The following is a 1247-nucleotide window of genomic DNA, read 5'->3' as shown; positions in this document are numbered from 1 at the left end:
AAAAAAAAAAACGGACGTGCCGTATTGTACATACGTATGGCGTTGTCAATGGATCCACCTGCGGTAATGAAGTCAAGCTCACCGTTATTGAAGAGCCAGCTGTTCTTGACAGTGTTGTTCATCCGCTCTGCCAGGGCATTGTGCAACGGATCCCCCGTCTGTGTCATGCTGATTCTCATCTTATAGAGTTTCAATACTTTAACATAGGATGCGGAGGTGTATTGCACGCCTCGGTCAGAGTGGTGAATCATGTCCACGATACTGACTCCGAAGCTCTCAAAGCACTCGTGAGCCATGTACAGAGCCTGAAGAGGTCCTTCCGTCTCAAGCGACTCAAAGAAGCAGTAACCGACAATGTAGCGGGTATAGGCATCAGTAAGCAATGACAGATATCCGAATCCCTCGCTGCAATAAACGTACGTGATGTCGGCAACCACAAGTTCTCCGGGGCGTTTCGCCACCAGCTTCGGAGTGGTATTCAACAGATCCGGATAGATACGGTTGTTGTGGTTCGAGTCCGTTGTACGTGGGCGATAGCGCTTGTTCCTAAGCATGAAGCCGTTGGCCCGCAGTACATCATAGAAACGGTCACGCCCTAGGGTGAACTTTTCGCCAAAGTACTGACGGTTAAGCTCTAACAGCTCACGGCAGCCTGCCTTCGGAAGATTGTCCGGAGCGCGTATGTGCTGACAGTACAGCACGATGCTCGTTATGAGGATGCACTCTTCTGATACCTTGTCCACATGCTTGTAGAATCCCTGTCGTGTTATGCCAAGCAGTTCACACAGAGGACTCACCTTGTAGGTGCGTGTCTCATGTGCCAGGAACGCAACTACTTGGCATCTGAGTTTTTTCGGATAGGTATGGCGTACTTCTCCTCGGCTATTACTATCATGCGCTCGTAGGCATCACGGGCCATTGTTGCGCGCTTCAGTTCCATCTCCTTGGCCTTTAGCTCTTGTCTCAGACGAACAATCTCATCATCTGGATTAAGCAACTCCGTTTTGTCGTTTTCCTTACTCATTGGCAATGCAACTTTAACAATTGTAGGCTTGTCTTCGATTGCAAAGCTAGTAAGCCATCTTGAAATACTGCCCTTGGCGAGTCCTTTTTCTTTCTCAAAGGTCGTTTTTAATAATGTGGATGAAAGATACTCCTCCAAAAGAGATAGTTTTTTCGAATCATCCCTCCTCTTGTTTTGTCTCATACTGATAAGTTAAAAGTGTCAACTTATTCAGTACACTACA

General features: G+C 47.4%; 2 protein-coding genes. Both read right to left on the bottom strand.

The annotated features are described in order from the left end of the window. Positions 1-797: IS3 family transposase (locus CIL02_RS03430; RefSeq protein WP_141210110.1), on the bottom strand; the 797-nt coding region annotated here is incomplete at its 3' end. Positions 798-832: 35 nt separating this feature from the next. Then, on the bottom strand, positions 833-1207 hold the full coding sequence (locus CIL02_RS03425; RefSeq protein ID WP_094399088.1) for a hypothetical protein: 375 nt from the start codon (positions 1205-1207) through the stop codon (positions 833-835). Positions 1208-1247: the final 40 nt, after the last annotated feature.

The organism is Prevotella sp. P3-122, from assembly GCF_002251365.1.
Lineage (GTDB): Bacteria > Bacteroidota > Bacteroidia > Bacteroidales > Bacteroidaceae > Prevotella.
Note: the sequence above shows the minus strand (reverse complement) of the source record. Positions and strands in the feature narration are given on the sequence as shown.